Annotated in this window: 24 protein-coding genes and 1 tRNA gene; 18 read left to right on the forward strand and 7 right to left on the reverse strand. The window is 38.7% G+C overall.

Annotated features, from left to right (window positions below; translation table 11 throughout):
- Window positions 1–27: 27 nt before the first annotated feature.
- From ACKWCF_RS11845 to ACKWCF_RS11860, 4 genes are all read left to right on the forward strand, one after another.
- Window positions 28–276 carry a DUF1844 domain-containing protein gene (locus tag ACKWCF_RS11845; protein ID WP_409477803.1) on the forward strand — a complete coding sequence of 83 codons (249 nt, stop codon included), beginning with the start codon at window positions 28–30 and terminating at the stop codon, window positions 274–276.
- A 119-nt stretch (window positions 277–395) separates the two neighbouring features.
- Window positions 396–1856 (forward strand): trypsin-like peptidase domain-containing protein, encoded by a 1461-nt coding sequence (locus ACKWCF_RS11850; RefSeq protein WP_409477804.1) that lies wholly within the window; start codon window positions 396–398, stop codon window positions 1854–1856.
- Window positions 1857–2197: 341 nt separating this feature from the next.
- Window positions 2198–2518 (forward strand): septation regulator SpoVG, encoded by a 321-nt coding sequence (spoVG, locus tag ACKWCF_RS11855; RefSeq protein WP_409477805.1) that lies wholly within the window; start codon window positions 2198–2200, stop codon window positions 2516–2518.
- Between the two features lie 277 nt (window positions 2519–2795).
- Window positions 2796–2871: transfer RNA gene (locus ACKWCF_RS11860), tRNA-Gln, on the forward strand.
- Between the two features lie 261 nt (window positions 2872–3132).
- On the opposite strand, the gene ACKWCF_RS11865 is transcribed toward ACKWCF_RS11860, so the two are convergent.
- Window positions 3133–4119, reverse strand: coding sequence for a hypothetical protein (locus tag ACKWCF_RS11865; RefSeq protein WP_409477806.1), 987 nt, complete (start codon window positions 4117–4119; stop codon window positions 3133–3135).
- Window positions 4120–4121: 2 nt separating this feature from the next.
- A complete protein-coding gene (locus ACKWCF_RS11870; protein WP_409477807.1) occupies window positions 4122–5558 on the reverse strand; it encodes an AAA family ATPase in 1437 nt (478 codons plus the stop codon).
- A 1134-nt stretch (window positions 5559–6692) separates the two neighbouring features.
- Between ACKWCF_RS11870 and ACKWCF_RS11875 the strand changes: the two genes are divergently transcribed.
- The 7 genes from ACKWCF_RS11875 (at window position 6693) to ACKWCF_RS11905 (ending at window position 14584) form a co-directional block, all read left to right on the forward strand.
- Window positions 6693–6989, forward strand: coding sequence for a VF530 family DNA-binding protein (locus ACKWCF_RS11875; RefSeq protein ID WP_409477808.1), 297 nt, complete (start codon window positions 6693–6695; stop codon window positions 6987–6989).
- Between the two features lie 185 nt (window positions 6990–7174).
- A complete protein-coding gene (locus tag ACKWCF_RS11880) occupies window positions 7175–8299 on the forward strand; it encodes a S41 family peptidase (RefSeq protein ID WP_409477809.1) in 1125 nt (374 codons plus the stop codon).
- Window positions 8300–8522: 223 nt separating this feature from the next.
- Window positions 8523–9641 (forward strand): TIR domain-containing protein, encoded by a 1119-nt coding sequence (locus ACKWCF_RS11885; RefSeq protein ID WP_409477810.1) that lies wholly within the window; start codon window positions 8523–8525, stop codon window positions 9639–9641.
- A gap of 214 nt (window positions 9642–9855) precedes the next feature.
- Entirely contained in the window at window positions 9856–10215 is a 360-nt protein-coding gene (locus ACKWCF_RS11890) for a nucleotide pyrophosphohydrolase (protein WP_409477811.1), read from the forward strand.
- The gene (locus tag ACKWCF_RS11895) at window positions 10212–12143 is read left to right on the forward strand and encodes a DNA/RNA helicase domain-containing protein (RefSeq protein ID WP_409477812.1); all 1932 of its coding nucleotides are present in this window, start codon (window positions 10212–10214) and stop codon (window positions 12141–12143) included. Before ACKWCF_RS11890 ends, ACKWCF_RS11895 begins: the two co-directional genes overlap by 4 nt.
- A 60-nt stretch (window positions 12144–12203) precedes the next feature.
- Entirely contained in the window at window positions 12204–14207 is a 2004-nt protein-coding gene (locus ACKWCF_RS11900) for an ATP-binding protein (protein ID WP_409477813.1), read from the forward strand.
- A gap of 2 nt (window positions 14208–14209) precedes the next feature.
- On the forward strand, window positions 14210–14584 hold the full coding sequence (locus tag ACKWCF_RS11905) for a response regulator (protein ID WP_409477814.1): 375 nt from the start codon (window positions 14210–14212) through the stop codon (window positions 14582–14584).
- Here the strand turns inward: ACKWCF_RS11905 and ACKWCF_RS11910 are convergent.
- Window positions 14581–15831, reverse strand: a complete 1251-nt coding sequence (locus tag ACKWCF_RS11910; protein ID WP_409477815.1) for a sensor histidine kinase — start codon at window positions 15829–15831, stop codon at window positions 14581–14583. The genes ACKWCF_RS11905 and ACKWCF_RS11910 overlap by 4 nt on opposite strands.
- 122 nt (window positions 15832–15953) lie before the next feature.
- Here ACKWCF_RS11910 and ACKWCF_RS11915 point away from each other — a divergent pair, with 122 nt between their 5' ends.
- Entirely contained in the window at window positions 15954–16346 is a 393-nt protein-coding gene (locus tag ACKWCF_RS11915; protein WP_409477816.1) for a response regulator, read from the forward strand.
- Here the strand turns inward: ACKWCF_RS11915 and ACKWCF_RS11920 are convergent.
- The gene (locus tag ACKWCF_RS11920) at window positions 16343–16879 is read right to left on the reverse strand and encodes a MarR family winged helix-turn-helix transcriptional regulator (RefSeq protein WP_409477817.1); all 537 of its coding nucleotides are present in this window, start codon (window positions 16877–16879) and stop codon (window positions 16343–16345) included. The genes ACKWCF_RS11915 and ACKWCF_RS11920 overlap by 4 nt on opposite strands.
- Window positions 16880–16983: 104 nt before the next feature.
- Between ACKWCF_RS11920 and ACKWCF_RS11925 the strand changes: the two genes are divergently transcribed.
- Window positions 16984–17856, forward strand: a complete 873-nt coding sequence (locus tag ACKWCF_RS11925) for a metallophosphoesterase family protein (RefSeq protein WP_409477818.1) — start codon at window positions 16984–16986, stop codon at window positions 17854–17856.
- Between the two features lie 25 nt (window positions 17857–17881).
- Window positions 17882–18343: a hypothetical protein gene (locus ACKWCF_RS11930; RefSeq protein ID WP_409477819.1), complete on the forward strand. Its 462-nt coding sequence runs from the start codon at window positions 17882–17884 to the stop codon at window positions 18341–18343.
- A 4-nt stretch (window positions 18344–18347) separates the two neighbouring features.
- Here ACKWCF_RS11930 and ACKWCF_RS11935 read toward each other — a convergent pair whose 3' ends face one another.
- Together ACKWCF_RS11935 and ACKWCF_RS11940 are read right to left on the reverse strand one after the other, a co-directional pair.
- Window positions 18348–19241, reverse strand: a complete 894-nt coding sequence (locus ACKWCF_RS11935; protein ID WP_409477820.1) for an alpha/beta hydrolase-fold protein — start codon at window positions 19239–19241, stop codon at window positions 18348–18350.
- Complete coding sequence (locus tag ACKWCF_RS11940; protein WP_409477821.1) at window positions 19238–20002, reverse strand: exodeoxyribonuclease III; 765 nt, start codon at window positions 20000–20002, stop codon at window positions 19238–19240. The genes ACKWCF_RS11935 and ACKWCF_RS11940 overlap by 4 nt, the downstream gene beginning before the upstream one ends.
- 143 nt (window positions 20003–20145) lie before the next feature.
- Between ACKWCF_RS11940 and ACKWCF_RS11945 the strand changes: the two genes are divergently transcribed.
- The 3 genes from ACKWCF_RS11945 (at window position 20146) to ACKWCF_RS11955 (ending at window position 21817) form a co-directional block, all read left to right on the forward strand.
- Window positions 20146–20514, forward strand: coding sequence for a hypothetical protein (locus tag ACKWCF_RS11945; protein ID WP_409477822.1), 369 nt, complete (start codon window positions 20146–20148; stop codon window positions 20512–20514).
- Window positions 20495–20815 (forward strand): XRE family transcriptional regulator, encoded by a 321-nt coding sequence (locus tag ACKWCF_RS11950; protein ID WP_409477823.1) that lies wholly within the window; start codon window positions 20495–20497, stop codon window positions 20813–20815. The genes ACKWCF_RS11945 and ACKWCF_RS11950 overlap by 20 nt, the downstream gene beginning before the upstream one ends.
- Window positions 20816–20905: 90 nt before the next feature.
- Window positions 20906–21817, forward strand: coding sequence for a S1 family peptidase (locus tag ACKWCF_RS11955; RefSeq protein ID WP_409477824.1), 912 nt, complete (start codon window positions 20906–20908; stop codon window positions 21815–21817).
- 2 nt (window positions 21818–21819) lie between these two features.
- On the opposite strand, the gene ACKWCF_RS11960 is transcribed toward ACKWCF_RS11955, so the two are convergent.
- The gene (locus ACKWCF_RS11960; RefSeq protein WP_409477825.1) at window positions 21820–22887 is read right to left on the reverse strand and encodes an alkene reductase; all 1068 of its coding nucleotides are present in this window, start codon (window positions 22885–22887) and stop codon (window positions 21820–21822) included.
- 87 nt (window positions 22888–22974) lie between these two features.
- Between ACKWCF_RS11960 and ACKWCF_RS11965 the strand changes: the two genes are divergently transcribed.
- Complete coding sequence (locus ACKWCF_RS11965; RefSeq protein WP_409477826.1) at window positions 22975–23715, forward strand: acyl-[acyl-carrier-protein] thioesterase; 741 nt, start codon at window positions 22975–22977, stop codon at window positions 23713–23715.
- Window position 23716 lies beyond the last annotated feature (1 nt).

Consider the following 23716-nt stretch of genomic DNA (forward strand, 5'->3'; position numbering starts at 1 on the left):
CTTCAACAGAAATTAAAAGGTTTTAATATGGAAAAAATGGAAGCTTCTTTTAACGTGTTAATTATGTCAATCGGCTCATCTGCGGCTATGGCCATGGGTTTGCAAGCTGACCCACAGACCGGTAAAATTGAAGTCGATAAAAATTTAGCCCGTTTTAATATCGATCTGTTATCATTATTAAAAGATAAAACAAAAAATAACTTAACGGCTGATGAAAATAATTTCTTAGACGCAGTTATCAACGATTTGAAAACAAAATTTATTGCGCTTAAATAAGTAATAACGAAGTTCCCATCCGTGGCGGCACTTCTGACGGCCTCCTGCCGTCAGACCAAAGGTGGAACAGCCAAATGAAAACGATTTTTTTTCGTTTTTTTTAAAGAGAGGACTAAGTCATGAAACGACTGACTATTGTAATTCTAGCTATCCTAGCAACGGCTTTCGTCTATTTTCAAAATAACGAAGTCACCGCTCAATCATTTCAAAAAACTCCGCCGGCGTTAAAACTTGGTGAACCATTACCGGCTAATTTATTTGTTGAATTGGCTAAAGCCATAAACCCGTCGGTTGTGAATATTTCAACTTCGGTGATTCCGCGTGGCAGAATGCAACGTGACCCGATGTTAGAAATGTTAGAACAATTCTACGGTGTGCCGATGCAGCCACAACAGCAGCCAGGAAAACCACGCCGCATGGGCTTAGGCACAGGCTTTATTATTCGTGAAGATGGTTTAATTGTTACCAATAACCACGTGATTGAAAATGCTGACATCGTTGAAGTGCAGTTATCTGAAAACGATGAAAAAACTTATAAAGCTGAAGTGATCGGCCGCGATTCACGCACTGATATCGCATTAATTAAAATTAAACCCGATACCAAATTAACCGTTGCGGTTATGGGCACTTCAGAAGATGCGCAAGTTGGTGAATGGGTGGCAGCCTTCGGTAACCCGTACGGCCATGGCCATACCATGACTAAAGGGATTATCTCTTCAAAAGGCCGCGCCATTAACGAAATTAATAAATTTCCGTTAATTCAAACTGATGCTTCGATTAACCCGGGTAACTCTGGCGGGCCGTTAGTCAATTCTAAAGGCGTGGTGATCGGCGTAAATTCAGCGATCGATGCACGCGCGCAAGGGATTGGTTTTGCGATTCCGATTGATGAAGTGAAAAAAATTATTCCTACTTTAGAAAAAGAAGGAAAATTACAAAAAGGTTATATTGGTATTGCTCCGGGTGATTTAGATTACCGTGCGGCTATGGCGATGGGCCTTGATGAATACCGTGGTGCTGCAGTTCTTGGTTTAGGTGAAGGCCCTGCTAAAAAAGCCGGTATGAAAGTTTACGATATCATTCAAGAGATTAACGGTAAAAAAATCCGCGACGCTCAAGATTTAATGAACACGATTGCCGATATCGAACCAGGTACAAAAACAAAATTTAAAGTTTTACGTAATGAAAAAACTGTAAACTTAGATGTGACTGTGGCCGAACGCCCGTCTGAAAAATCTTTAAGTTCATTCTTTAAACGTTCAGAAAAAGAAGAAGATCAAAAATCTTCTTCAAACGCAAACACGCCGTACAATTTAGGAATTAAAATTTCTGATATGACCGATGCTTTACGTGAAGACTATAACCTTGAAGATTCGGTAAAAAACCCGATGATCACTTGGGTTGACCGCGGCTCTATCGGAAGCTCTCTTGGCCTTCGCGTGGGTGATGTGGTTTTGGGTATTAACAAAGTTGAACCTACTAGCGCTGAAGCTGCTATTAAGGCGATTAAAAAGGGTACGAACACGATTCGTGTGGCGCGTGGCCGTGGTATTACGGCGATCACTTTTGATCTTAAATAGGGTTTTTACGTAGAGCTGCCATCCTTGGACATCGAGAGCGCTGCTCTCGAGCTCTCGCTTCTCCCGCTCATCGTGAGCGGGAGATCATGATAATAGCTAGTCTTGCTTGATAAATAAGTGTCTTTTTCAAAAATTATGTTCCCTGGTTTGTTAGGGCAACTTTCAATAAATTCAGTTTAAATTCGAAAATTGTCTCATCTTTGAACAACTAAACAGTTTTGCCAGATTTTTTACTTATGTGCGTTATTTTCCCCTAAAGCCCCACGACCATGGTCCCGATACTAGACGTAAGTAATACATCAAGTCATGTAGCGAATAGGTACGACTTAAGAGAGGCCACCATGAAAATCACCGAAGTAAAAATCTTTCCTGTTAATGAGGATCGATTAAAAGCATATGTAACGATCACGATCGAAAATTGTTTCGTTGTACGTGATCTTAAGGTCATTCAAGGCCCTGGCGGTTTGTTTGTGGCTATGCCCAGCAAAAAGCGTAAAGATGGCCAGTTTCGTGATATAGCGCATCCGTTAAATCAGGAAACGCGAGAAACGATTGAAAATTTAGTTTTTGAGGCTTATGAAAATGAGCTACGTTCGATGGGAGAAACTCTGACGACTTTAAAAAGGCAGAAGGCTCCGCAAACCTATCAAGGTGACGATTAAGCCACCAGCAATGATGGTCAGACTTCTAAAGGAAACCTTAGATTTCTAAAGTCGCCCGATAGGAATGCAATAGGGGAAGCTTTTCGCTCCAAAAAGTGGTTAGAAATATAGCAGCTAAGATCAACACAAGTAAAAAGAAAGACCCTGCTCAAAAAACCTTTCTTCTAACCCCATCAAACCAACCAGCCCAAACTTATTATAGTAAGTTTGGGCTTTATTTTTTCTTGCGCTAATCGCCAAAATTAATTAACTTGGGTCTCACGTCATTCGACTCAGTTGGGGTATCGCCAAGTTGGTAAGGCAATAGATTTTGATTCTATCATTCGGAGGTTCAAGTCCTCCTACCCCATCCAATTAACCTGCCATCGAGCAGGTTTTTTAGTTTTTGGCCCCTATTCAATAAAATTCAACACTTAATAAGAAAAAATGAAATCTACGTCAAAACAGCTATTCCCTTGTTGTCACTTCGAAGACACTGCTTCTGTCGTCAAAATGTAATACGCAAGCGTGGTGATCAAATAAGCTGTTGTGATTTTTTTCACTACAACCCTACACTTAGAGTTCCATTTAACTAAACCTTGGTATGCCTTATGTCTTAGGGCCTTGTGCTATTCTTAATTTGAATTAGTTATCGACTTAATTCTCGATTTAATCAGATCTTCATTAAAGTCATGAGTCGAAACGTATGCAGCAAACGTTATTACTTGGTCTTTAACTAATCGCAATAACCGTTTTGTACCACTCGCAGAATTACCTGCTTTATGCGGCTCAATAACGTCGCATCTTTCAATATGAAACCCCTGATGCTTACTCATGATGGTTTCGGGATGATAATCAATACTGAAATGACAGCGATCTGCTTTTTTTGAAGATACATAGGCCAAACTACGAAACATAGAAAAGGCGATCTCGACAATTTCTACAGCCCCAAGCCCGCGAATTTCAGAAAGACAACTTTTGGAAATTTCAATATCGTTTGCAAAACGTAAAAGTGTCATATCAACTCCTTGATTAAAAGCTTCAAAGAGTGCAAATTTTCGAATGTCCAATAAATCCCAACCAGTATTTTTTCGCTTTAACTCAGCATAATTGTCTGCATTCAAAGTCGCAATGTTTGCAACTAAATTCCCGACCGTTAAATCTGTTGTAGCTATATCTCTAACATCACCACACATATATCTTCCTGTGCACGTAGCACAGTTGTCCTTTTGAACTTGTCTAATCAAATTATCAAAAAGCAATGGAGTCTTTTGGTTTATGTAATCATTTATAATTTGCACGGGTGTATAAATTATATTTTGAATATTCACAAATTGAGTTGATACATCAGCCGTCATACAGTCAGCCGACTTTACTGTACTTTCAAAAAGAATATTTGATTGAGTATCCTCCAAAACAGACTCAATAAAAATTCTCAAATAAGAATTACCATAAAATGACTGCATTAATTCTTTCGGAATTATTAATGCAAAAGAGAACCTCAAGTCGCCAAACAACTTTTTTACCTGAATGAGGCTTCTGCCTAGATTATCCAGATTAGTTTGAGACAGTATGTCCGACTCAACATGAGGTGAAAAATTTAAAATTACTCTAGCGCTCATCGTCATTTGCGGTTTAAATTTGATAGTCTTATTTCGTTAAGCTCTTCAGCTATTTTTTTCTGTTCGCTCAAAAAACCTAACGGTGAGTTTTTAATGTACCCCAACTCATCATACTCGATAGAGTACACTTTAGACTGTTCTTGCTCACGCGCAACCCAATATAATTTTATTTTTTCTTTTTGCTCACTATATTTAAGACTTAAAAAGATTAATTTATTTATCAAATACTCACTATGAGTTTCGATAATGATCTGCTTCCCAATTAATGCCATTTCGAAAAAGAAGTCTGCAAGCTTAGATTGTAGCTGTGGATGCAAATGAACCTCTGGCTCATCAATTACAAACATCTTCTTCTTAGGATGTTGCAACACTTGGTAAATCACCGGAAGAATCTGGCTGACTCCAAAACCTACATTGTTAATCGCGAATTCTTTGTTTCCTATTTTCACCATGATCGCCGATGCATAGTTACCAAGGACTTCTTTGACATAAACATCGTCAACTAAGTTAAATCTGTCTTTTAACCAATATTTTAAGGCGACTTCGATTTTAGCATTCTCATTTTTATTGTCTTTAAAATTAAATTTATAGGGAATATTTGAATCCAATTTATCTTGAAACTGACTCAATGGGTTTGGTAGAACAGAATCTATATATAACCTCTCTGGTTGGCCACGAAAAGCAGGCTGATACAAATACTCATTGCTATTTAAATTCGTCAAAGGAAGAAGAAAAGAATTTTTTAAAGTTATTGTACCGTCGTAAGCCACACCATTATTTCGACACATTTTTTCAAATATATCTTCATCTAGGCAATCTTGATATTCGGGCTGAATACAATTTATAAATTGATCGAACTTTACTTTTACTGAGTGCAGTTGGGCTGATAATATTTTAATAGACACGGCTTCAAATTTAACTTCATTTTCATAAAAACGCTCTATCCCTTTATGCTTATCTTGGATTAACTTTTGAATAATCATCGCCTGAACTGCATCATTCAAAGAAAATGTTTTTACACCTACCACACTCCATGAACCTTTATTCATAACCGCGCTATAGCTAACAACTTCGTTTTTCTTTAATGTTTTTTCATATGAGATTTTAGTCAAAACTAATTTTTCAGATTCACTTCGCAAATTAAATACCGATTCAAGAAAACTGTCATCAGCCCAAGAAAATTTAAATTTAATTTCGGAGTTTTTAGAATCGTGTAAAATTTCTGAAGGCAATCCCATTCGACTTAAAGAGCCATTTGTTATTAACTCATAGTGTTCTCGATCATGGCTGTCTTCTGTCTGTACGAAAAAGTTTAGAGCTTGATAAACTGAGCTTTTCCCAGAACTGTTTAAGCCTGACAAAACTGTCAATGACCCAAGTTCAAGATTGCTAACTTCTTTAAATGACTTGAAATTTGATAGGGATATATTTTTTAACATACTTCAATTTATAAAATATCGAAGTATGTTTATCAAAGGCTAAGATGTCAGCATCCTAGCCTTTAGTAAAAGAATTAGCTTGCGAGTGCTTTATTCAGTTTCCTGAGTAGATTGATCGTTAGATTCCGAAGGAGTAGCTTGGACATTTTCAAGAGCGTTTGAAGCTGACTCTGATTCTTCATCAAGTGGATATAATTCAAACATATTTGACTCCCTTCTTTAAACTTATCGGCGTAATTTAATCGTGTCTACATAGACTGTCTCAAAATAGGACTAAACTCCTGCCAAGTAATACACAATGCATATAGCAAAATCAAGGCTAACTTATATTCGATTGCATTAGTTTCCAGACTCGTATTTCGTGTTTATTATACCAGATTTGCCTCAAATAGGCACCTTTGTAATCATGCCTAAAACGCACCCAACGCTTCGTGAGGACAAGATTTTGGCTCAGTTCTCAACACATCCTCCCTTTATCGCTAACGTAATTACAGCCAATTCTAGGAGCATATTTACTAACAAGGCGCTAACATAAATAAGCTAACATAAATAACATGACTCTCAATGAACTCTTTCAAATCTGGCGGCAACACCTAACAAACTACCCCAACACAGATCAATGGTTTCAAAATAACAAGGTTAAAGCCCAGGTTTTAACACTTTCATCGTGGAACTCCGGCCCTGATCAACTAAAGCAATTTATGACTTCTTTTAATCCTCAACAGCATGAGTGCTATAAAAATGCGTACGAATGTGCGACGCAAATGCCGGGAGTAAGTTATGTAGAAGGGTTGGGCAACGGGAAAATGTAGCTCAGGAATCCTTCATCATATTGACCATGCTTGGAATATATACGAAGGGCATCATTTTGACATCACGCCTCTTAAAGATGGCTGGGAAATAATTAATCCGCGGCTAAAGCTGCTGAAATAAAGCACGCTGATTTAGCAGCGACTAGAAGTTTTGTAAAAAACAGCTACCATCATTTTGCTATTCAATATATTAGACAACTAATGAACGAATAATTCAGATTTTGTAGCTATTTGCAGTTGCCTCAAAATTAAGATGAGTATAATCAATAGCTTAAACCAAGGTGCACTACCCCATCCAAATTTCTTCAGAAAATAGTTAAAAATGTCAGACCGCAAACTTCCAAAACCACGATTTAATAAATATCCACCAAAAGGTATTACTTTGGAAATGATGGTTCGTGCTCTTGTTGAAGAGTACGGCTGGGAACGTTTGGGGCAGAAGATTTATATTCGTTGTTTTAATGAGAACCCGAGTTTGAAATCGAGTTTGATTTTTTTAAGACAGACCGAATGGGCAAGGCTTGAGGTTGAAGATTTGTATTATTGGACATTTGGTGGAAGACCTGCCGACTGGGTTGGGCCGAAGCCTCGTGATAAATCAGACGACGACTACGAATAGTTTTCTAGACTTGTGACACACTCATTATAGCTGGCGCTTTGAGGCGAGATACCCAGGGCGATTTAAACCACCCTATTTCTAATTTCAATTTGTATTCGTATTTTGTAATAAATTGAAACACTAATTTTTCTATGTAAATAATATTTTACTTACAAAAAAGTATCCATTATTCCGATACAGACTAAATGAAAAGTCTCCAATTTTTAGTCTTTTTATTGATCGGTATAGGTATGCTTTCCGTTACTCATACATACAAAGAAAAGCCATTGCCTCAAGCACAGATATCTAGTGATATCGATTTATTAATTCACACGTTAGACGAAGTTTATGCAGGAAAAGTAGCTGATCCGGAAAATTTTAAAATACTTGTTGATGATCTTACTCAAATCAAAACTTTATCTCTAGGTCAGATAGCTTTTTTTCAGAAAATTCAAGAAGCGCTAGAAAAGTTTCCTGATGGCCATCTTCAAGCAGTATTAGGAGATGTAAAATACAAAGTCAGTCGAACAATGGCCTCGCTACCCGAAAAAGACAAACCTGAAGAAGACACTCAGTTTAAAGAAATTCAGATTAACAACAAAAAAGCTCTTGTTGTTACAATTCCAACATTCTTAGTTGAGGATCCTATCAACAGACAAAACATTATCAATACGTTAACTGAAAAATCTAAAGTAGTAGATTCTTTAATTCTGGATTTAAGAGGAAACTCTGGTGGGTATCGTGATTTAGCGTTGCAGATTGGAGCTGTATTATGGGGCGAGCCCTTCCGTGATGGCGCTATGATGCAATACTATCACATACCGGTAGTTAAATCACGAGAATGGTATAATAAACCTATACATAAATTAAGATTAAATTTGATGAAGTCGCAGCATATTGCTAACGAATATGTATTCCGTGTAGAGAAATACTTGAATGATCCAGAAGCTATTTTTTCTGATGCCTCATTCGAAGAACAAAACATGTATCTTGAAGAAGAAATGCAAATTGAAAAAAATGGATTTGCCAAACCGATTTATGTTCTAGTCGATGAATACTGTGCTTCAAGCTGTGAGACAATGTTAGATGCGCTCGAAATGCATCCTTACGCGACGTCAATCGGCACTAAAACTGCTGGCGCCGTAAAATATGGAAATCCTGTTCTCTTAACTTTGCCGGCGAGTGCTATAGATTTGCTTATTTCTACTTCTTACATTGAATATATTGATAAACGGAATACTGAGCGTAAGGGGTATAGGCCGAAAGTGTTTCTTAAGGACGATGAGGATGTAATGAATAAAGTGATTTCTCTAGTTAAACAATTACCTTAATTGGGAGACTCTTGACTCACGAAACTTCTAGGGGAGATGTTTATCGAAATTTTTCAAAACTGATCATAAAAACAGAATCTTACCCACCCTTAGTTTGAGGAACTCCTACTACAAAAACCACTGCATTAGTACTTTTTATACAACTAGCACTTTGGCCAATTTGTTAAAATACACTATTTAATTAATAAATATTAATGTATTTATATAAAAAAGAAAGAAACTTATGAGTAAAAAAGCATCTCCTAAAAATGAAATTAAACCGGAAAAACAAGCTAGAGTTTCCCAAACTGAAATTCCGTCTCGTTCGTTACGTGAAGCGCTCACTATAGCGCAAAAAATAACTGACGAGTTCGGAGGAAAAGAAGCAGCTCCACATCAAATCGCTATGGCTCTTGATATTTCACCTACATCATCTAGCTGGCGATACTTTTGTGGTTCTGCGATCGCTTACGGCCTAACAAACGGAAGCTATAATGCTGCAAAAATAAGTCTGACGGAATTAGGTAGAAGAGCAACAGCTCCCACAGAAGAAGGTGATGATTTGAAGGCTAAAGCGGAAGCTGCACTAAAGCCTACAATTTTACTTAAATTTTTTGAAAAATATAACAAGTCGAAATTTCCTCAGGATAAGATCGCGAAAAATGTACTCGCTCACGATTTCCAAGTACCTCAAGAAAGAGTAGAGCAGATCCTAAATATAATCAAAGATAATGGTCAATATGTAGGATTTATTCATGACACCAAGACAGGTCAATTTGTTGCAACAGATAGCTTATCACCGTCACCCGTAAAAATAAGTGAACCCGATGACAACCACAATGGCGTCGACTCAGAAATCACAGAATCTATACCTGAAGAAACACCTTTAAACTCAAAAAACAAAATAGAAAATGAACAGAACAGAACTCCTGCTTCGCAAGCCGAGTCATTTAAAGTGTTTGTTACTCACAGCAAAAATATGGAAATAGTTGAGCAAGTAAAATCTATTTTAGATTTATACGATATAGATTATGAAATTGCCGTAGAAGAAGAAACTACCGCGATACCAGTGCCACAAAAGGTGTTGGCGGGCATGCGGAGATGTCAAGCCGGACTGATGGTAGTTACTGCTGATGAGGGCAATAAACTAGCAGACTCTTATGCAATCAATAACAATGTATTAATTGAAATTGGGGCAGCGTTCGTTCTTTACGATCAACAAGTTATTCTTCTCTGGGATAACAAATTAAAAGTTCCTTCAAACCTTCAAGGATTATATCGATGTGAATTCGAAGGCAAGGAGCTTAGTTTCGCAACAGGAACGAAACTCGCAAAAGCAATTAAAGGTTTTAAAAAAAAATAGGCAAAAAAATCCAAAGTTCAAAAACAAACATCCAGCTATTATGTGTATTACAAGGTAAAAAAGGAGGTTCAATAAATTGAAATTAACCCTTAAGTGCATTTTATCTAAAACCTGTGAAGTTATATTTTAACGAAACATTTAATTGCCTCGTCTCTAAGCATAATATTGATATCAAGTAAATTGACGATAGTTCGGTTCAATAGTCCAATTAATTATGGATTCAGAAGCTACACTAGAAAATCTAAAGTCCCAAATTAAAACCTTTTGTTCCGAACGCGATTGGGATCAGTTTCATCCCCCAAAAGATTTAGCGATCGGAATCTCAACTGAAGCCAATGAGCTACTAGATCTTTTTAGATTTAAAACTGACTCTGAAATAGAACAAAAGTTTTCTGATCTTGAATTCAAAAATAAAGTTAAACATGAGCTGGCTGATGTTTTTTTCTTTATTCTACGTTTTGCTCAAAAAAATAATATCGATCTATCTAGCGCCCTCAAAGAAAAAATGCAGTTAAACGCTGACAAATATCCAGTAGAAAAATCAAAAGGGTCTAATAAAAAGTATAACGAATGATTATTTACTCTTCTGATAAAAAAGACTTTTTAAACGATATGGACTCTGGCGACATCGAAGAAAAGATTTTACGTCTTATTCAATCGAGAACTGGAAAAAACATAGGCAAAAACGAAATCCAATCGTGGAAAAACTCTTTACCATACATGGAACGCGCTCTTCGAGGTGCTCCTGAAGTGCCAGATGATGCTGGAATTTCAATTGAATATCATATTCCGAATTCAGCTAAGCGGATTGATTTTATTATTTCAGGGTTAAACGAGAAAAGCGAAGAATCTGTAGTTATCGTAGAATTAAAACAATGGACTAGCATTCAAGCTACAGACATTCCATCAACGGTTAAAGTTCAGTACGCTCACGGTATTGGAGATTCAGTACACCCTTGTTACCAAGCTTGGTCTTACTCAAGAATTATTCACGATTACAACCAAACAGTGCAAGATGACAACATCCAGCTTTCACCTTGTGCTTATCTTCACAATTATCGTGACGATGGCATCATTACCAGCGATTTCTATAAAGATGACATTGAGCGAGCCCCCCTATTTTTAAAAGAAGACATCGCAAAGCTTCGAGAATTTATAAAAAAATATATCAAACATGGCGATAAAAAGAATATTTTGTATCGCATCGATAACGGAAAAATTAGACCATCAAAGCAGCTAGCCGATCACCTCGTAGGATTATTACAAGGAAAGCCTGAGTTCGTATTAATTGATGAACAGAAAATTGCCTATGAAGTTTGTTTAAAAGCTCTCAAAGATACAACTCAAAAAAATGTTGTTATAATTGAAGGCGGTCCTGGTACAGGAAAAACTGTCTTAGCAATTAATCTTTTAGTCGAGGCAACCAAAAGAGGAAAGCTTGTTCAATATGTATCTAAGAATTCGGCTCCTAGAGAAGTTTATCAATCAAAATTAAGTGGAACCATGAAGAAAACACAGATTGCAAGTCTGTTTGTCGGATCTGGTTCTTTTACAACTTCTAAAGCTAATGACTTTGACATGCTTATAATCGACGAAGCACATCGCCTAAACGAAAAATCCGGATTATTTAGAAATCAAGGCGACAATCAAATTAAAGAACTTATTGCTGCAGCAAAGACTTCTATTTTTCTAATCGATGAGGATCAGAGAGTTACAATTCATGATATTGGCCGCAAAAAAGAAATCATTAATTTTGCGGAAGAACAAAAAGCTAACATCATTGAGTTAAAACTTGAATCACAATTCAGATGTAACGGATCAGATGGTTATATCGCTTGGCTCGATAACTCACTAGATATTAGACCTACAGCCAATCTATATCTCTCTGAATTAAGTTACGACTTTAAAGTATTTGATAACCCAACAAAACTTTTTGAAGCAATAAAACTCAAGAATACAAACAATAAAGCACGTCTCGTAGCTGGCTATTGTTGGAATTGGGTTTCAAAGGGCTCCTCAAAATTATTTGATATAGAATTTCCTCAATTTAAGTTTGCAATGAAATGGAACTTATCTGACGCAGTTATGTTATGGGTCATTAAGCCCGATTCAATTGATGAGATTGGCTGTATCCATACCTGTCAAGGCCTAGAGCTAGATTATGTGGGCGTAATTATTGGTCCCGATTTAATTGTAAGAAACAAAAAAATTATCACTAATTACGAAGCTCGCGCTAAGACAGATCAGTCATTAAAAGGCATTAAAAAAATGGCTAAAACCGATACGCTGGGAGCCAAAAAACTTGCCGACGAAATTATTAAGAATACATATCGCACTTTGATGACCCGCGGAATGAAAGGCTGTTATATTTTTAGCGAAGACAAAGAGACCAGAGACTACTTCACAAGTCTTCTTCAGCTCGATAGTCAGGTTAAATATCAGGTTAAGTCAGAGCCAGCTTTAAAAGTTGCTGATAAAACAAAAAAATATACCTCGAAGTAATTTTCTAACGCAAATGCTAAACAAAAGACAATTTAAACGCATTAATGCTATCGTTGATCGGTGGAAAAAACCGTAGATACCCAACAGGATCATTTCGTTAATCTTATTTTGAAATTACTTTCAAATGATGAACCTTTGGATACGATTTTTAAAACGCTGATCGAATTTTTTGAAGAGCAAAATCCCAGTACGATTTGCAGTATTTTATTCTTAGATAAAAATAAAAAACGTTTTGAAAAAGTTTATGCGCCTCACCTTCCCGATTTTTATAACCAGGCCTTACCGCATTTAGATATCGGCGAAAGCGCTGGCTCTTGCGGAACCGCCGCCTACACCGGAAAACGTGTCGTTGTTGTCGATATTCAAAATGATCCGCTGTGGGTGCCCTACCGTGATATGGCCAAAGCGGCTAACTTAGCTGCCTGCTGGTCGCAACCTATTAAGGCGCAAAACGGAGAAGTATTAGGTACTTTCGCTATTTATTATGTCGAACCGCGGGCTCCGCTTGAGCGTGATATTAAAACTATCGAACAAGCCGCTAACTTAGTTGCGATTATTTTAAAATATTTCGAAAATAGAAAAGCGGCCGAACAAGCTAAAGAAAGACTTTCATTAATCTATGAAAGTTCAATCGATGCCATGTGGTTAATCGCCATCGAAGACGAAGGAAAAACTTACCGTTTTAAATCAATTAACGATGCCTTTATCGCGGTCACAGGTCTTACTCGCGCAGCGGTATTAGAAAAAACCATTGAAGAAGTTTTACCACCAACTTCGATTCCACTTGTGCGCGCTAAATATGCCGAAGCCGTTTCAACAGGCCATGTGGTTGATTATTTAGAAGTAGCCCCACTGCCATCCGGAGTTAAAGTCGGGCAAATCAGAGTAAAACCCATCAAAGATGAAAACGGCGTTGTTATAAAAATTTTAGGAATTGCTGAAGACATCACCGAAAGAAAACGAATCGATGACCGCTTAAAAGAAAGCGAAGCTGATTTAATTTACGCCCAGCACGTGGCCCAGCTTGGTAGCTGGAAGTGGGAAGCTAAAACCGACACCGTTCATTGGTCGCAAGAAATTTATAATATTTTAAATTTAGACCCGAAGTCGGCACCACTTCCTTTTGTCGAACAATCAAAGCTTTATACCGAAGAATCTTGGAACAGACTTAAAGCTGCGGTTGAACACGCGATGGCTACAGGCGGCTCTTACGAAGTAGACCTTGAAGGTCGATTGAACGCCCAAGGCCCACGCTGGTATGTCGCCCGCGGAGCCGTTCTTGAAAAAGATCCGCAAGGTCACCCTATCCGTTTAGCGGGAACTCTGCAAAACATCACCGAAAGAAAATTATTAGAAAATAATCTTAAAGCTGCGCTTAACGCCCGCGATGAATTTATCGCGGTAGCGACACATGAATTAAAAACGCCGCTCACGACTTTACAATTAGCTTTATACAGTATTGTTAAAGGTCTAGAAGGCACCATCGACAAAGAAAAACTCGCAAGCAGAGTTGAAAAAGCAAAACTTCAAGGTGATCGCCTAGAAGCTTTAATTAAAAACTTACTTGATGTCACCAGCATCGGTGCTGGAAAAATGCGTCTGGAATTAAAACCCGATGTGAATTTTTCAAGCCTTCTGCAAAACATCACTAAAAAATACGAAGACGATATTGCCAAGGCAGGTTCTTCGCTGCTTAAAAATATCGAGCCCAACATCACAGGCCTATGGGATGAATTTAGACTAGAACAAGTGGTCACAAATTTAATTTCTAACGCCCTTAAATACGGTAACGGAAAACCCATCGAAGTGCACCTGCGCCGCTCAGGGCAAAATGCTATTTTAGAAGTGCGCGATCAAGGCATCGGTATTTCTGAAGACAAACAAAAGAAAATCTTTGAACGCTTTGAACGCGCTGTCAGCGAAACAAGTTACAGCGGTTTAGGCTTAGGCCTTTGGATCGTTAAAGAAATCGTGACCGCTTTTAACGGCAAGGTGTGGGTGAAAAGTACTTTAAACAAAGGTTCTACTTTTAGCGTCGAACTACCCATTAAGGCGCAAGGATAATTATGCCAACATCTGATGTCTTGTTAATTGATGACGAACCCGATCTTAGAGAATGTATCGCCGAACTTTTAGAAAGCGAAGGCTACACGGTCAAACAAGCCGAAAACGGAAAAACAGGGCTTGAGATTTTAAAATCAGGCCATACACCAAAAGTCATCGTACTAGATTATATGATGCCCGTTATGGATGGTAAAACTTTCTGCGAGCACGCCATCAAAGATCAGCTGATCAGTGCAATTCCGATTATTCTCTTAACAGCAGCCAATGTTCCCGCCGAAATGGCCGCCGATATGAAAGTAGCTTCTCAGTTAGAAAAACCAATCGATATCGAAAAGTTTTTGAACGCTGTAAAAACGTATTTATCTAAACCAGCTTAAGCTAACGGTAACTTTAAAGTAAAACACGACGGTGAAACTGTGCGGTCTAAGTAAAGTTCGCCATTGTTCGCACGGGCGATGCCTAACGCAATACTAAGCCCTAAACCTGTGCCCTGCCCGATGTCTTTGGTGGTAAAAAAGGGCTGCATAATTTGATTTTCAATCGCTTTAGAAACACCAGGCCCGTTATCTATAACAGATATTTTAATATCACCATTATCAGTTGTCAGAATCACTTTAATCTGTGGATGTGAAAGTTTCACACAGGCATCATGGGCATTTAAAAGTAAATTTGATAAAACTTGGGTCAGTTGATTTTTCTGACAAAAAGCCATCACCGGCTGTTCAGGCAGCGTGGTTTTAAGCTCAATACCACTTGTGCGAAATTTTTCAAAATAAAGTTCACAAGCATTGCTTATGATTTCGCGGGTATCTACTCTAGAAAAAGTTTCTGAGCTATCGCCTTGTGAAAAACTATGTAAGCCTTGAACAATGCGGGCAATGCGATTAACCGCTTTATTAATTTTATCTAAAGATGATTGAACCGTCGCTTTATTTTTCGACCCGTCTTCTAAAGATTCTTCGATCTGATCAGCGCTGTTTGTGATAATGGCTAAAGGATTATTAATTTCATGCGAAACACCTGATGACATTTGCCCTAGGGCTGTCATTTTTGAATTTTGAACTAAGTTATCGGTTAATTTAATCACCTGATCGCGATATTCAAAATTTGACTTAATCGTTATACCGATCACAATAAAAGTCACAATATTAGCCGCATGAAAATGCACCTGCGCTAAAGCTGTCAGCGGACCAAACGGCCCCAAAACCACCGGCATTAACAGAGCAAGAATAGCTGTATAAAGATAATCCCGCCAGGTAAGACCAACTGTCGCCATAATCGCAATCACCACAAAGTACGACCAGCGGTGAAAGACCGACCAATCGTTAAGTGTCAGCAAATAGAAGTACATGATAATGTAGCTCCACATCAGCATGTTCACACAATATCTTCTTCTGGTAAAAGAGGTCGAAGGTATCAACGAGGCCACGAAGGCTATGAGCGAAATAATCGCGATGATCACTCTTCCTAAAAACCAATCCTTATGTGAAGGGTCGATATTCACCATGAAGTAAAAAAAAGTAAATGTGCTGATAAAGCCACAAATCGAGAAAATTTTTAACTTCAACACCGATTGATCATGGTGAATCTTTTCAAAAAGACCTGACATAACCTTATGATACATCAATTCGCCTCTGAATCCAATTAACGGCTGTTTTGACAATTTTTTGATAGCAGGCTGGCCTAAGGCCTATCAAATTCGAGAAAGCCAATGCCACTCTGCCGATATGGTGATAGCTTGACCAGGTGGAAAGTGTTCCTTTTGATTGGTCCAAAGTAAGTATTCTTGTCGTTGATGATGACAGTGATTTACTTGAGACCTTATGTGACTACTATAAAAGTTTAGGAGCCATGATCTATGGTGCCTTGAACGGACAAGAAGCTCTTAAGATTATCCAGAGCGAACAGGTAGATCTTATTCTTTCTGATTTACAAATGCCCATTATGGATGGAGCAGCTTTACTTGAAGCCGTGCTTGAGAAAAATTTAAAAATTCCTTTTGTTTTTATCACTGGCCAATTTCACTTCACTGAAGAAAAAGCTCTGCATCTGGGAGCGCAAGGCTTGGTTTACAAACCTTATAAGCTTAAAACAATGAATGAAAAAATTCAGAACGTTTTAATTGAAGCGCAAAATTAGTCTTCGTTAAAACTCTTAATTCCTTTAAGCAACTTGCAAATGATGGCTACTAAAGTGCGTGACTCTTCTTTCGTTAAAATTTCGGTGAATTTTTTTATGCGCTGAAAATGATCTGGTAAGATAACTTTCATTAACGCTACACCTTTTTTCGCTAGCACCAATGAGTGAATACGGCGATCAACTTCAGAATCAGTTTTAATCACCAGCTCATCTTCAACTAACGAATCCAGTAAACCCGTCATGGTCGCGCGGCTTACCCCTAAACCTTCGGCAATTTCAGTGGCCTTTAGTGGTCGATCAGCTTGCCATAAAGCCATCAGTACAAAAAAGCGCCCTTCAGACATTTTATATCTTTTTAAGTTCTCGGCTTTTCCGGCTTCGAGCTCTTTAGTTAAGGCCATAAGACTTACCAGCATTTCGATACGAGTTTCGTCGATAAAATGATTCTTCTTACAAACATTTTTAAAAAGCTCACCCCGAAGCAAGTCCGCATTTGAGCAAATCGTATTTTGTTGAATTGTCTTTTTTGCCATAAAAAACAGCCTCCAGTTCAATTATAACCGATTTAAAATATTTGTCATGTACCTTATTGTTAGCCTCCTAACAAAATGATATAACTATTGTTAGGAGGCTAACAATGTTTCAAGATGTCACAAAAAGAGAGTCTTATCTTTTATCAATCTTAGTTATTTTAGGTTTATTAACATTCACCACAGCCTGTACACCGATGCGAGCCTCACCCTTCTCTGATAAGGTAGAAACAAACCTATCAAACTCTAACGGTTCAACTATTGCACTCTTGCAAGAGCGCCTAAGCCACATGTCTTATGATGAGAAACCGCTGCGCATCGCCCTGCTTGCGGATAGTCATAGTAATTACCGCGATTTAGAACAAGCCGTTCATCTTTTAAATAAGCAACCGATTGATTTTACAATTCACCTTGGAGATATGACTGAATTAGGGCTTGCGGTTGAATACGAAGGTGTTTTAAGTATGTTGGGTCAGTTACGCCACCCTTGGTTAACTGTAATTGGTAATCACGATGCCGTCGGTAATGGTAAATATATCTTTAAAAAAATTTTCGGAGAATATAACCAATCCTTTGTCGTTCAAGGCTACAGATTCATTCTATTTAATAACAACACCTTAGAATTTCAAAATGAAGGCATTCAATTCAATTGGTTAGAAAAAGAAATCGCTAATAGTACCGAACCAGTTATTTTATTTCAGCACGCAGATCCCTTTAACAAACATAACTTCAACACAGCCAACATTAAGCAGATCGAAAGAATTTTACTTCTTCCGAAGTTAAAAGCGGTTTTTCACGGACACTTACATAAGTTTTCTCAAACAACCTTCGGAACAGCGCACATACAAGAAGTTCACCGCACCGAAGAAGTTTCTTACGCCTTAGTTGAGTTAAATAAAAACAGTATGACAACTCACCTTTGTCATGGAGCCTCTTGTGAAAAAAATGTTGTGGATATTTCTGAGTCTGTTGCTTTTTAGTTATCCCAGTTTTGCCACTTGGTCTTTGACGACAGGTACTGGCGCTTATATGGGTGAACAGTACATAGGATCAGCTTATGTGTCTGAAAACCTAAGACACTTAACAGAACTCACCTACGGAAAAACAGAAGGCATCTATGGGCCTGATGTTGAACAATTTAATTTGCAGTACAGCTATTCGCCTTTTGCTTATCAAATTAAAAAAATTCAGACAAACATCTTAGGTGTCGGATTTATTATTTCGCACTGGAATGGCCCCGCAGGATTTGTAGAATCACCCGGACATTATCCAGAAAAAAATTATTACCCGATGACCCGCTATAGAGCTTCGCTGTTATTCACTCATTCTTGGACTTACCAGAACTGGTCGGTCTTTGCGAACTGGGCCTTATTAGATCAAACAGCGATCGCCCTTTATAATAACCCTGAATACACCAATAAAAAAGAAGTCTGGAGTTCAGGTTTTGGCTTACGCTGGACTTGGTAAATCTTTAATTTACTAAAAATTCCGAAACCGATGCGACATCCACCGTGCAATGGCCACCGTAAATAGGGCGCCACTGTACTTTTAATCCGCGCTCACGGGCACGCTTTTGAAAATACTCTGCGCCTTCGTAGTTTCCGTATTTATCGTAGAGACCTGCCGATAAATAAAACTCTGGCATTTGGCTTGGATCAACTGTTTCAACTAACTCGACCGGTGAAATCGCTTTCCATTCATCCATTGTCGATACATGCATTAATCCTAAGGCTCTGATGCCGTAAATAATCTTCGGGTCAGCTCCAGTTCGCTTCAGAAAATCTTGCACTTCAGAAATAGGAGCAAACGGTGAAATCTTATAAATGCCCGGGCAAAGAATGCCGGCCTTCGCAAATAAGTTTTTTGTGTTCAGAGCTAACACTAAAGAATTAGTTCCACCCATTGATTCACCGAAAATTAAACGGCGCTTTGGCGCACCCGTTTTTTGTTCGACGGTTGAAATCACTTCGTTAATCATTAAATCCAGCAAACCACTTTTTTCTCTTTGATTTTTTGGAGCTAAAAGCCAAACTGGGCCAAATGATACTGTAACTACAGTCGGTGGCTTGATGTTTTGATCAGCGAAATACTTTTGCATCATGGCTGAATAAAACGTGTCATCATTCCATATTTGTTCGCTTAAATTTCTTCCGTGCAGCTGATACGCGATATCGCCGTTAACACCTTGAGCGGCGGTGTAGATACAATACTTCCATGGTCGCTCGCTACCCGCTGCAAAACATTCTTGCTTAGCAGGCGTGTAATTTACCACTTGATCGCCAGTGGGAGTAGTAATGTAGTTCCATCCCGTATACCCTAAACTAAGTAAAGCCAGTAAAAATAAATAACGTTTTTTAATTTTCACTTTTTAAGCTCCAACACCACTGGACAGTGATCAGACCCGTAAACTTCATTACGGTGATACGAATTTTTTAAACGATCTTTAAATTCTTCATTGGCCATAAAATAATCTAAGCGCCAACCCACGTTCTTTTCGCGCACCCCTGGGCGGTAGCTCCACCACGTATAATGATCGCCACCTTGTTCAAATTGCCTAAAAGCATCGACGTAACCTTGCTTAATGAATTGATCCATCCAGGCGCGCTCTTCAGGTAGAAAGCCTGCGTTGTTTTTATTAGTCTTTGGATTTTTAAGATCAATCTCTTGGTGCGCGATATTCCAGTCGGCGCACATGATCACATTTTCGCCTTTTTTACGTAAAGCTTCAGCCGTTTTTAAAAACTCTTTGCAAAAAGCTAACTTGTACGGAAGGCGCGTGTGTTCGCGCTGTGAATTTGGAAAGTACGAGTTAATTAAAGTAAACTTCGGGTATTTCACAATCATCACCCGTCCTTCGTTATCAAACTCTGCATCACCTAAACCAAGCTTTACTTCAAGCGGTTCTTTTTTAGAAAAGATCGCGGTGCCGCTGTAGCCAGGCTTTTCAGCTGGATTCCAGATCGCGTGATACTTTAAAGGATTTTTTAGATTATCTTCTAACTGCTCAGGTAAAGCCTTAATCTCTTGCACACAGACGATGTCGGCGTTTTCTTTTTCAAACCATTTTAGAAAGCCACCCTTTGCACAGGCGCGGATACCGTTCACATTCCAGCTAACTAGTTTCATCTAAACCTCTTAATCATCACTTACCTTTTGAAGTGTATCAGATTTCGGATCTTTCTGACGAGGTCGGATAAAGCCTTAGCTCACAGCGCTATTAAATACGGCATAAAACAAGCTAATTCGTTCACCTATTTAATGGAGGCTAAGTGGCTAACAGCAAAAACTTGCATAATTCTGCAAGTTCTGATAAAATCGAATCTGAGAACCGGCGTGAGCACAAAGCCAGCATTATGGTTAATGGCATCCTGTTTACTCGTGTGGTGATCGATACGCATTACGAAAAAAAGCATAAGGCGACCATGAATGACAAAATTATTCTTGGATTAATACAAGCTTTGTATGGCAGATCATTTTTACCAGAAACCGTGAGTACGTCAGGATTTAAGTATTTTGTAAATGATCCTTGGCCTCTCAATGATAAATGGTATCGCTTAATATGGCTGATACCACCCGACCATTCTTATATTGGTATTCTTAATGCGTTTAGGAGAAAAAATGGCAAAACAAAAAAATAACTGGCCAAGCGAGTCTGAGTTAAAAATAGCAACAAAGAAATTAGCCAAAGCCAAAGGCTCTGCAGGACTTCCCCCAAACGCTGACGTTCTTGATAAAACCAAATATGCATTGTGCGAAGAGTTTGTAAAATACTGTTTGGCTCACAATATCTCTCAAAGAGCAGTGGCCGCACAACTAGATGTCAACGAATCGCGAATTAGCGAGATCGTTCGCTATCGAATTGAAAAGCTAACTGTTGATCGCTTAGTGAAATATCTGGGACAACTTAATCCAAAGTTTAAACTGAGTGTGGCTTCTTAGTTAAAAAAACATAAAATCCTGTTAAAAAAATGTTGCTACTTGGTAAGTTCGTCTTTATAAGAATTTTTTCTTTTAAAAAGAGGGTTTACTTTGAGAATTTTATTAATTGCCATTTCATTCTTGTTTTTAGCAGCTTGCCAAAACAACTCTTCAAAACAAATCCAACAGCAAAACCAAACCAAAAATGGTCTAAATGGCGTCATCGGCGGCGACCTTGTAGCCGACAAAGCCCCTATCAGCTACGGCATCGTGGGTATCTTTGATACTGAAGAAAACTACATCTGCACAGGCTCTTTAATTTCGCCTAACCACGTTTTAACGGCTGCTCATTGTATTAACCCGCACGCTTCTAAGATGAAGATCATCTTTCACAATAACTTAGATAAAATCATCGGCTCAAAAAATCAGCTTTTAGTGAATTTTCACCAAAGAAATGTAACTGATGCTTTGGTTAATCCAGCCTACAAACCAGAAGAAAATGAAAACAAAGAATTTGATTTAGGTGATATCGCGATCATTAAATTTGAAGGTGATTTACCTGAAGGTTACGCACCAGTTGAAATTTTAGGCAACGACTCTGTTCTTCAAAAGGGTGTAGATATTACAGTGGCTGGTTACGGCGTATCTGATGTGTACCTATCTCCAGTTAATCCTAAAAAAATAAAAGACCTTCAAGATGCTATCGATGCGGGCGAAATCATTTGCTACGACATCAACAACACTGACTGCGAAAGCGTTGATATGACTGGCGACGGTGTTTTAAGACAAACTCACGTTTTAATTTCTTCATTACAACAAACTGAATTTCGCCTCGATGAATCTAAAGGCCACGGCACTTGCAGCGGCGATTCTGGCGGCCCAGCTTACGTTCAAGTTGATGGAAAGCTTGTGTTAGCCGGCGTTACTAGCCGCGGAAGCGCTTTATGCAACAACGTTGGCGTATACACAACTGTTACACCATACAAGGCATGGATCGAAGAGATGATGCCTTATATGAATTAATCTTAGCTTTCTTTTCTTAAAGCTGGGTAATCCGTATACCCTTCGGCACCTGGTGAGTACATCGTTGTAGGCACCAGGGCATTTAAAGAAGAGCCTTCTTTATAACGCTCAACCAAATCAGGATTTGCAATATAGTCTTTACCCCAAGCAATCGCATCGTAATCACCACGCTCTACAGCAGCATCAGCTGTTGCGAACGTGAATTTTTCATTTCCGATAAACGGGCCTTTAAATAGTTTTTTTAATTTCGGGCCAATGCTATTTGGCGCTTCGTACTCGCGCACACAAATAAACGCGATTTTTCTTTTACCTAACTCTTCAGCGACATAACTAAAAGTTTTTTCTAAATTAGAATCACCCATCGAATGAGAATCTCCGCGCGGAGCTAAGTGCATTCCCACGCGATCAGCACCCCACACTTCAATACAGGCATCAGTTACTTCAAGCATTAAGCGCGCACGATTTTCAATCGAGCCACCGTATTGGTCTGTTCGGTGATTTGAAACGTCTTGTAAAAATTGATCTAATAGATATCCATTAGCAGCGTGAATTTCTACGCCATCAAAACCTGCACGTTTTGCATTCTGAGCAGCTTTTTTATAATCAGCTACGATTCCTGGAATTTCAGATAATTCTAAAGCTCTTGGAGTTACAAACGCGGTCGGTGGACGCACCAGACTTACATTACCTACTGGAGCAATCGCACTTGGAGCTACCGGCAATTCTCCGTTTAAAAACATCGGATGTGAAATACGGCCCACATGCCAAAGCTGCATCACAATTTTTCCTCCATGTGCGTGAACAGCGTCAGTGATTTTTTTCCAACCGATAACTTGTTCTTCAGACCAGATCCCGGGAGTGTTCGCATACCCCACACCCATAGGAGAAATCGCTGTCGCTTCAGTAATAATTAAACCGGCACTGGCACGCTGAATGTAATATTCAGTCATTAAATCATTCGGGGTACGCCCATCAGCACCGCTGGCCCGTGATCTTGTGAGCGGCGACATAATAATACGGTTTTTTAATTCAATAGCTCCCAATTTGATGGGCTGTAGTAACGGTTGCATGGCGATTCCTTAGTTATGATGAGATAACTAAGGTGCCGCATTTTGTTTTGTCTAGTCCGGCGATAAAAAATATGATCAGATATCTGCATGAACGATAATAAGCCCCACACTTGGTCAGAAGATTATAAAATTGCGTCGTATTTCGTTAACTTGCGCGGTCGCGCAGGTCTTTATGCTATTTTAAATTTTATTCAAGATGTGGGTTGGATGCACGCACGCCAAATGAAAGTGCAACTTGATCCAAATCAGGCCTGGGTTTTTACCCGTCAATCGTTAACCATGGATGCTTGGCCTAAGTGGAATGAAACTATCACTATTAAAACTTGGATTCGTCCGCCGGTATCGGATGTTTTCTTTTTTCGTGATTACGAAATTTCAATCGGTGATAAAAAAATCGGAGAATGCACAAGTACTTTTTCAGTGATTGATATGAACACACGTAAAATGGTCGCTCCTGATCAGAAAAAATTAGGCGCAGTCTACCGAGAAGATCATAACCGCTCTGAAGCCCCTGAAAAAATTCAATGGCAAGCTGAAGCGCAAGAAGTGGCTCAGTTTCAGGTACGTAACAGCGATTTAGATATGAACAATCACGTCAATAACACGAAGTACGCGCAATGGATCTTAGATGCGATTCCGTTAGATATTTTAAAAGGCGATGTGCATTTACAAAAATACGAAGTGAACTTTTTGGCTGAAACTGTATCTGGCGACCAAGTGAATCTGCAAATGTTAAAACCTGCTGAAAATACGAAGCTTACACAATTTCAAGGTGTTCGCGCCGCCGACGGAAAACCTGTTTTCACAGCCCGCTTACACACGACTTAAA

The organism is Pseudobdellovibrio sp. HCB154 (assembly GCF_046267985.1).
Taxonomy (GTDB): domain Bacteria; phylum Bdellovibrionota; class Bdellovibrionia; order Bdellovibrionales; family Bdellovibrionaceae; genus Pseudobdellovibrio.